Annotated in this window: 11 protein-coding genes; 9 read left to right on the plus strand and 2 right to left on the minus strand. The window is 64.2% G+C overall.

The features are described from left to right. From ADADOO_RS00250 to ADADOO_RS00260, 3 genes are all read left to right on the plus strand, one after another. Positions 1–400, plus strand: a 400-nt coding sequence (locus ADADOO_RS00250) for a YbaY family lipoprotein (protein WP_511274154.1), incomplete at its 5' end; no start/stop codon positions are given. Then, entirely contained in the window at positions 384–803 is a 420-nt protein-coding gene (locus ADADOO_RS00255; RefSeq protein WP_511274155.1) for a hypothetical protein, read from the plus strand. The genes ADADOO_RS00250 and ADADOO_RS00255, both read left to right, overlap by 17 nt. Further along, positions 800–1,768 carry a CapA family protein gene (locus ADADOO_RS00260; RefSeq protein WP_511274156.1) on the plus strand — a complete coding sequence of 323 codons (969 nt, stop codon included), beginning with the start codon at positions 800–802 and terminating at the stop codon, positions 1,766–1,768. The genes ADADOO_RS00255 and ADADOO_RS00260 overlap by 4 nt, the downstream gene beginning before the upstream one ends. 27 nt (positions 1,769–1,795) lie before the next feature. Here the strand turns inward: ADADOO_RS00260 and ADADOO_RS00265 are convergent, their stop codons facing one another. Further along, positions 1,796–2,113, minus strand: a complete 318-nt coding sequence (locus tag ADADOO_RS00265; RefSeq protein WP_511274157.1) for a hypothetical protein — start codon at positions 2,111–2,113, stop codon at positions 1,796–1,798. On the opposite strand from ADADOO_RS00265, the gene ADADOO_RS00270 reads away from it, so the two are divergent. The 5 genes from ADADOO_RS00270 (at position 2,097) to ADADOO_RS00290 (ending at position 5,189) form a co-directional block, all read left to right on the plus strand. After that, positions 2,097–2,402: a HigA family addiction module antitoxin gene (locus ADADOO_RS00270; protein ID WP_511274158.1), complete on the plus strand. Its 306-nt coding sequence runs from the start codon at positions 2,097–2,099 to the stop codon at positions 2,400–2,402. The two genes, ADADOO_RS00265 and ADADOO_RS00270, sit on opposite strands and share 17 nt — an antisense overlap. A gap of 8 nt (positions 2,403–2,410) precedes the next feature. Further along, positions 2,411–2,860 (plus strand): MaoC family dehydratase, encoded by a 450-nt coding sequence (locus tag ADADOO_RS00275; RefSeq protein WP_511274159.1) that lies wholly within the window; start codon positions 2,411–2,413, stop codon positions 2,858–2,860. 378 nt (positions 2,861–3,238) lie between these two features. Continuing rightward, complete coding sequence (locus ADADOO_RS00280; protein WP_511274160.1) at positions 3,239–3,844, plus strand: LemA family protein; 606 nt, start codon at positions 3,239–3,241, stop codon at positions 3,842–3,844. A gap of 6 nt (positions 3,845–3,850) precedes the next feature. Continuing rightward, complete coding sequence (locus ADADOO_RS00285; protein ID WP_511274161.1) at positions 3,851–4,690, plus strand: TPM domain-containing protein; 840 nt, start codon at positions 3,851–3,853, stop codon at positions 4,688–4,690. Between the two features lie 4 nt (positions 4,691–4,694). Beyond that, a complete protein-coding gene (locus ADADOO_RS00290; RefSeq protein ID WP_511274162.1) occupies positions 4,695–5,189 on the plus strand; it encodes a TPM domain-containing protein in 495 nt (164 codons plus the stop codon). A gap of 107 nt (positions 5,190–5,296) precedes the next feature. On the opposite strand, the gene ADADOO_RS00295 is transcribed toward ADADOO_RS00290, so the two are convergent. Further along, entirely contained in the window at positions 5,297–5,575 is a 279-nt protein-coding gene (locus ADADOO_RS00295) for an acylphosphatase (protein ID WP_511274163.1), read from the minus strand. 149 nt (positions 5,576–5,724) lie between these two features. Here ADADOO_RS00295 and ADADOO_RS00300 point away from each other — a divergent pair. Then, positions 5,725–7,358 (plus strand): potassium transporter Kup (locus ADADOO_RS00300; protein ID WP_511274164.1); only part of this gene is annotated, 1,634 nt, incomplete at its 3' end.

A 7,358-nucleotide genomic window follows, 5' to 3' on the forward strand; every position in this document is an offset into this window, starting at 1 on the left:
CAAGGGCAATCTGCGCCGCTGCTCGCGCGGCAGCCTGGCGCCGGTCATGCCACAGCCCGCGGCGGCCAGCAGTTTCATCGACATTGCCGGCACGGTCCGCTATCTCGCCCGCATCGCCCTGCCGCCCAACGCCATCCTCAAGATCCGCATCCAGTCCGGCCGGCGCACGCTGGCCGATCAGCGTTACGAACTGAACGGCGCGCAGGTGCCGATTCCCTTCAGTGCCACGGTCGACCGCGACCTGATCGGCAAAAAGGCCGGCGCCACCGTCAGCGCCCGCATCGAGGCTGGCGGCAAACTGCTTTTTGCCAGCGCCAAACCGACGCCGGCGACCCCAAACGGCCAGCCGGTTCCCGTCGACATCGTCCTCACAGCGGTGCGCCATGCCACGGCGCGCTAGCACCATGGCGCTGATCGGCGCCCTGCTCCTCGGCGCCGCAACGGCCCACGCCGAAGCGGGCGAAACGGTGGCCTGCCACGTCAGCTACGGCGGCGAGACGACAATCGTCGAAGCCCGGCCGACTACTTCGCCCTACACCGTGGCGCCGATCAAATTCGGCTCTTACCTGCTGTTCCGCATCGTCTTTCTCAACGAACCGGCCGACCTCGCCAGCATCAAGCTCTACACCTACGCCGAGCACGAGGACATCGACGGTCGCCCGCTCATCCACCAGGCCACCTACGCCTACCCGCCGGTTCCTGCCGGCCAGTACGGCTTCACCGGCCTGAACCACGCCTACGAGCCGCGCTACGGTCTGGTCCTCGACTACTGGTGCGAACTGCGCGAAGGGGTTTCAAAATGAGCCGATTTTTCCGGTTGACCGTAGCACTGGCCCTCCTCGCCGGCCTCAACGTCCAGGCCGAGCCGCTGACCCTCATTTTCGCCGGCGACATCATGCTCGACGACGGCCCCGGCCGGCTCATCGCCAAAGGCGGCGACCCGCTCACCCCTTTCGCCAAAACGCTCAAGGCCGCCGACTACCGCATTGCCAACCTCGAAACCTCCGTCGCCACCAGCGGCAAGCGCCTCGCCGGCAAGCCCTACACCTTCCGCGCCCACCCGCGCACGCTGGCCGTGCTCAAAGGCCGCTTCGACGCCGTCACGCTGGCCAACAACCACGTTGGTGACTACGGCCACAAAGCCCTGCTCGAAACCCTGCAACGCCTCGACCGCGCCGGCATCGCCCATTTCGGCGCCGGCCAGAACCTCGTCGAAGCCCACAAGCCGCTATGGATCGAGCGGAACGGCCTGAAAATCGCCATCCTCGGCTACAACGAATTCGCCCCGCGCGCCTTCGAAGCCGGCGCCGACACGCCCGGCACGGCATGGAGCGAGGACGACCAGGTGATCAGCGACATCCGCGCTGCCAAGGCCGCCGGCGCCGACCTCATCATTCCCTTCATGCATTGGGGCTGGGAATACGAACCGGCCGCCAGCCCGCGCCTGCAAAGCTTCGCCCGGCGCATGATCGACGAAGGCGCCAGTCTGGTCGTCGGCAGCCATCCACACGTCACGCAAGGCGCCGACATTTACCAGGGCAAGCCGATCATCTACAGCCTCGGCAACTTCGTCTTCGACGGCTTCGAGGCCCCGGAAGCCAAGCTCGGCTGGCTGCTCCGCCTCAAGCTCGACAAAACTGGCGTCCTTGAATGGGACACCCTGGCCGCCCACATGGACAAAAACGGCACCCCGCACCCGATGCTCGGCGCGCTGACACCCTGCGGCAAAGCCGGCGACACGCAGGTTGGGCAGTGCCGGAACCCGTAAGGCGGGATGGCAAAAACCGTCACGCATTTAACGCTTGACGATAAACGCTTCCCAACATAGCGTTAGCCATGACGATTCATTCATTTCGTTGCGCCGAGACGGTTTCGGAATTTCGAAAGCGTCGCCCAGCGCAAGCTGCAAATGCTCGATGCCACGGTCGAATTGCGCGACTTGCGCGCGCCGCCCGGCAACCGGCTGGAGGCCTTGAGCGGCGAGCGTAGCGGGCAGCACAGCATCCGCATCAACGACCAGTGGCGGATGTGCTTCGAATGGATGGATAACGGACCGACGAATGTTGAAATCGTCGATTACCACTGAGAGGTTGAAGATGGCGACCAACAACATGCGCGCAATCCACCCCGGCGAAATCCTGCGCGAGGAATTCCTCGTACCGCTGAAAATGAGCGCCAATGCGCTGGCCATGGCGCTGCACGTGCCCGCACCGCGGATCAACGACATCGTCCGCGAACGCCGTGCCGTAACGCCGGATACCGCCCTGCGACTGGCCCGCTATTTCGATACGACGGCGCAATTCTGGCTCAATCTGCAAAGCGCGTTCGACCTGAAACAGGCCGCCAATGAAAGCGCAGAACGAATCGCCGAAGAAGTTCGGCCGCTGCAACGCGTCGCCTGAGGTCACCCATGGACACCCGTTTTCTCGACGACCTCGCCCCCGGCCAGCGTTTCACCTCGCCGGGCCTGACGCTGAGCGAAGCCGAGATCATCGACTTCGCCTGGCGCTACGACCCGCAGCCCTTCCATCTCGACGCCAACGCGGCGGCCGGGTCGCCCTATGGCGGCCTGATCGCCAGCGGCTTCCAGAGTCTGGCCATCTGCTTCCGGCTGTTCATCCAGTCCGGCATGCTGGCCGAATCGAGCCTGGGGTCGCCGGGTATCGACGAATTGCGCTGGCTGGCCCCAGTGCGGCCGGGCGATACGCTGCACAGCGAGATCGAAGTGCTCGAGGTACGGCCGTCGAACTCGAAGCCGGATCGCGGCATTGCCCGCCTGAAATATCAGGCGGTGAACCAGCGTGGCGAGGCGGTGCTGAGTTTCATCGTCATCCATCTGCTGCGCCGCAAACCGGCCTGAAGCCGTCGCCCGGCGATTTCAATTTTGGCCGTTTTTTCCGGTTGACCGTGGGATCTGGCTGGTAAACCCCGGAGAATCGTTGAATGCCAGCGGGACGTTCTCCTCCCCCTTCAAGGGGGAGGCGGGGATAAGCAGAGACTTGGCCGCCGTTGTTTGGCGGCTTAGTCGGTTGCTTAGTGGCTTCATCAGGGGGATGGGTCTGAAAACGCGGGATTTTTTATCCCGTTTGTACCGGCATAACCCATCCCCTCCCCAACCCCTTGAAGGGGAGGGAGTCGCTATTCAGACTGTCGCCCTGCTAGCCCGACCGAACTTTACCCGCCGGAAAATATCACGATGGTATGCTGTCCCGCGAACCATTCTTCTGGAGCCTTTTCCATGCGCATTCGTCTTTACGCCATCCTCGTCCTCATCGCCAGCCTGCTCTCCGGCTGCGGTTACAACCAGATCCAGATCAACGACGAAGGCGTCAGCGCCGCCTGGTCGGCAGTGCTCAACCAGTACAAACGTCGGGCCGACCTGATCCCCAATCTCGTTTCCGTCGTCCAGGGCTACGCCGCGCATGAAAAGGAAGTGCTGACCCGGGTCACCGAGGCGCGCGCCAACGTCGCCGGCATGAAGATCACCCCCGAACTGGTCAACGATGAAGCCGCCTTCGCCAAGTTCCAGAAGGCGCAAAGTGAGCTGTCCGGCGCCCTGTCCCGCCTGCTGGTGGTCGCCGAGAACTACCCGAACCTCAAGGCCGACGCCAATTTCCGCGACCTGCAAGCGCAGCTCGAAGGCACCGAAAACCGCATCACCGTGGCCCGCAACCGTTACATCGACAGCGTGCGCCAGTACAACATTTCGGTCCGCACCTTCCCGAACAACCTGACGGCCATGGTCATGGGCTACAAGCCCAAGGCCAATTTCACGGTCGACGACGAAAAGGCGATTTCCGCCCCGCCGGTCGTCAAGTTCGACACCCCGGCCGCCGCCAAGTAAACCTCCATGCTGCGCTGGCTCGCCGCTCTCTGCTTCGCGCTGCTGCCGCTGCTCGGCTGGAGCGCCAACGAGGTGGCGCTGCCGGCGCTGACCGAACGCGTCACCGACCTGACCGGCACGCTGTCGACAGCAGATAAAGCCGGGCTAACCGCCAGCCTGGCGGCGCTGGAAAAGGACAAGGGCGCGCAGGTCGCCATCGTCCTGCTGCCGACGACGCAGCCGGAAAGCATCGAGCAATTCAGCATCCGCCTCGCCGAGGCCTGGAAAATCGGCCGCAAGGGCATCGATGACGGGGTGATCGTCATCGTCGCCAAGGACGACCGACGCATGCGCATCGAGGTCGGCTACGGGCTGGAGGGCGCCATTCCCGACGCCATCGCCAAGCGCATCGTGGCCGAACAGATGGCGCCGCATTTCCGCCAGGGCGATTTTGCCGGTGGCCTGCGGTCGACCGTAGCAAGCCTCGACAAGGTCATTCGCGGCGAACCGCTGCCCGCCCCCGTCGTCCAAACCGCCCCGAGCGGTGCCGAGCCCGGCGACGCACTGACCTTCCTGCTCATCGTCTTCTTCATGGCCGGCGTCATCCGCTCGATGTTCGGCCTGCTCGGTTCGCTGGCCGTCTCCGGCGTCGCCGGCTGGCTGGCCTGGACCGTCTTCGCCTCGCTTGGCCTGGCCGGCGGTGCTGCACTCGTCGCCTTCGTGCTCTCCTTCATCCGCCTCGGCCGCAGTGGCTGGTCTTCCGGCGGCAGAGGCGGCTTTCCCGGCGGCTTTGGCAGCTCGGGGGGGGGTGGATTTTCCGGCGGCGGTGGCGGCTTCGGTGGCGGCGGCGCTTCGGGGAACTGGTGAAACCATGCTGAGACGCCTGCTCAAACACCTCTCATCGCCCGGCTGGTGGGCCAGACGCGCCTTCCGCGCCGCCGATCTGGCAGCCATCGGCGCGGCGGTCAAGGCTTCCGAAACCAAGCATCGCGGCGAAATCCGCATTGCCATCGAAGGCCCCTTACCGCTCCGTGCCCTGCTCCGCAAGGAATCCTGCCGCGACCGCGCCGCAAGCCTGTTCCAGTCGCTCGGCGTGGCCGCCACGCGCGAAGCCAACGGCATTCTCGTTTATGTTCAATTGGTCGACCGCCGGGTCGAAATCCTCGCCGACCACGGCATTTCCGCCCTCGTTCCAGCCGCCGAATGGGAAGCCGTCTGCCACCGCATGGAAACCGCGTTCGCCGCCGGTAACTACCAAACCGGCATGGTGGACGCCATCAAGCGCATCACGGCCCTGCTCGCCCACCACTTCCCGGCCAGCGGCGACAACCCGAACGAACTCGCCGACGCGCCAACACTGCTTTGAGCTTTTCCGGTATGGAACGCCCCATTTACGGATCGTTCCGAAGACCTGAATCGGACGCGGCATCATCACTTTTGGCCAATTTTCGCTGTTGACCGTAGCCATCGAACTCAACCGTTCGCCACCTGCTCAAAACTCCCAAAATCCCCGTCGCCCAGCGCGATATTGAGCTGCTGAACGATGGCATGGCTCGGCCCGCGCCGGGCCCAGGCGATCAGCTCAAGCACGGCCATTTCCTCGCCGACGGCCAGCGCCTCGACCCGGCCGTCAGCCAGGTTGCGGACCCAGCCAACGACGCCGAGCGCCCTTGCCCGCTCGACCATGGACCGGCGATAGCTGACGCCCTGAACCCGGCCTTCGACCATCAGATGACGCCCAATTTTTGCCATTTTTCGCTCCTTGCAACACTGCCGATCATGTCCGCATCTATACCAAAGCTCAGGGCAAAGTGCTAGATTGTCGGGCTTGCCAGACCACGCCGCCAACAGAAAGGCGCGGCTAGGCAAATATCAGCGCCCCAGGCGCATCAGGGGAATAGATGTCGTCGCACAACAAGCAAGCCTTGCCGGCCATCACGGTCGCTGCCATCGGAGTCGTCTTCGGCGACATCGGGACCAGCCCGCTTTATGCGCTCAAGGAAATCTTCAATGGCCACCATCCGATCCCGGTCACCCCGGAAAACATCCTCGGCGTGTTGTCGCTGGTCTTCTGGGCGATCATCGTGTTGGTCACCATCAAGTACGTCGCCATCATCATGCGCGCCGACAATCGCGGCGAGGGCGGCTCGCTGGCGCTGCTGGCGCTGGTCACCGAACGGGCCAAAAACCCCCGCCTGGCCTGGATCGTCACCCTGCTTGGCATCTTCGCCGCGGCGCTGTTCTACGGCGACAGCATGATCACCCCGGCCATTTCGGTGCTCTCCGCCGTCGAAGGCCTGGAGATCATCACGCCCGATTTGAAGCCCTACGTCATCCCGCTCACGCTCGGCATCCTGACCGGCCTGTTCTTCATCCAGAAGCACGGCACCGGGGCTGTCGGCAGGTTCTTCGGCCCGGTCATGGTCGCCTGGTTCGCCATTCTGGCCATCCTCGGCCTGCACCAGATCGCTGCCAACCCGGCCGTCCTGCTCGCCCTCAATCCGCTGTTCGCCATCGTTTTCATCGCCGAACACCCCAGCCTCGCCTTCCTGGCGTTGGGCTCCGTGGTGCTCGCCGTGACCGGCGGCGAGGCGCTGTACACCGACATGGGCCACTTCGGCCGCTTCCCGATTCGCCTTGCCTGGTTCGGTTTCGTCATGCCGGCGCTGGTCCTCAACTATTTCGGCCAGGGCGCCCTGCTGCTCGTCGAACCGGAAGCCATCGCCAGCCCCTTCTACCACCTCGCCCCGGACTGGGCGCTGATTCCGATGGTCGGGCTGGCCACGGCCGCTACCGTCATCGCCTCGCAGGCGGTGATTTCCGGCGCCTTCTCGGTCGCCCGCCAATCGATCCAGATGGGCCTGTTGCCGCGCATGCAGATCATCCACACCTCGGGCATGGAAGAAGGCCAGATCTACGTGCCCTTCACCAACTGGTCGCTCTACCTGGCCGTCGTCGCCCTGGTCATCGGTTTCAAGAGCTCATCCAACCTCGCCGCCGCCTACGGCATTGCCGTCACCGGCACGATGCTCATCGACACCATCCTCGTCGCCTTCGTCATGGTCCTCATGTGGCAGTGGAACAAGCTACTCGTCGCGCTCATCGCCGGCGCGCTGCTCGTCGTCGACATCGCCTTCTTCGCCGCCAATGCAATCAAGATTCCCGAAGGCGGCTGGTTCCCTCTGGCCATGGGCGTCGTTTCCTTTACCGTGCTGACCACCTGGCGGCGCGGCCGGCGCATGGTTTCCGACGAAATGGCCAAGCAAAGCATCCCGATGGACGACTTCCTCGAATCCATCGACGACGTGCACCGCATTTACGGCACGGCCATCTTCATGACCAGCGCCAAGGACGCCGTCCCGCCGGCCCTGCTCCACAACCTCAAGCACAACCAGGTGCTGCATGAACGCGTCGTCCTCGTCACCGTGCAAACGATGCAAACGCCGCACGTCAACGACATGGACCGCATCTACCTGCACGACATGAAAAAGGGCTTCAAGCGCCTGATCATCCGCTACGGCTTCATGGAAAGCCC

This window comes from Azonexus sp., assembly GCF_036170495.1.
Classification (GTDB): Bacteria; Pseudomonadota; Gammaproteobacteria; order Burkholderiales; family Rhodocyclaceae; genus Azonexus.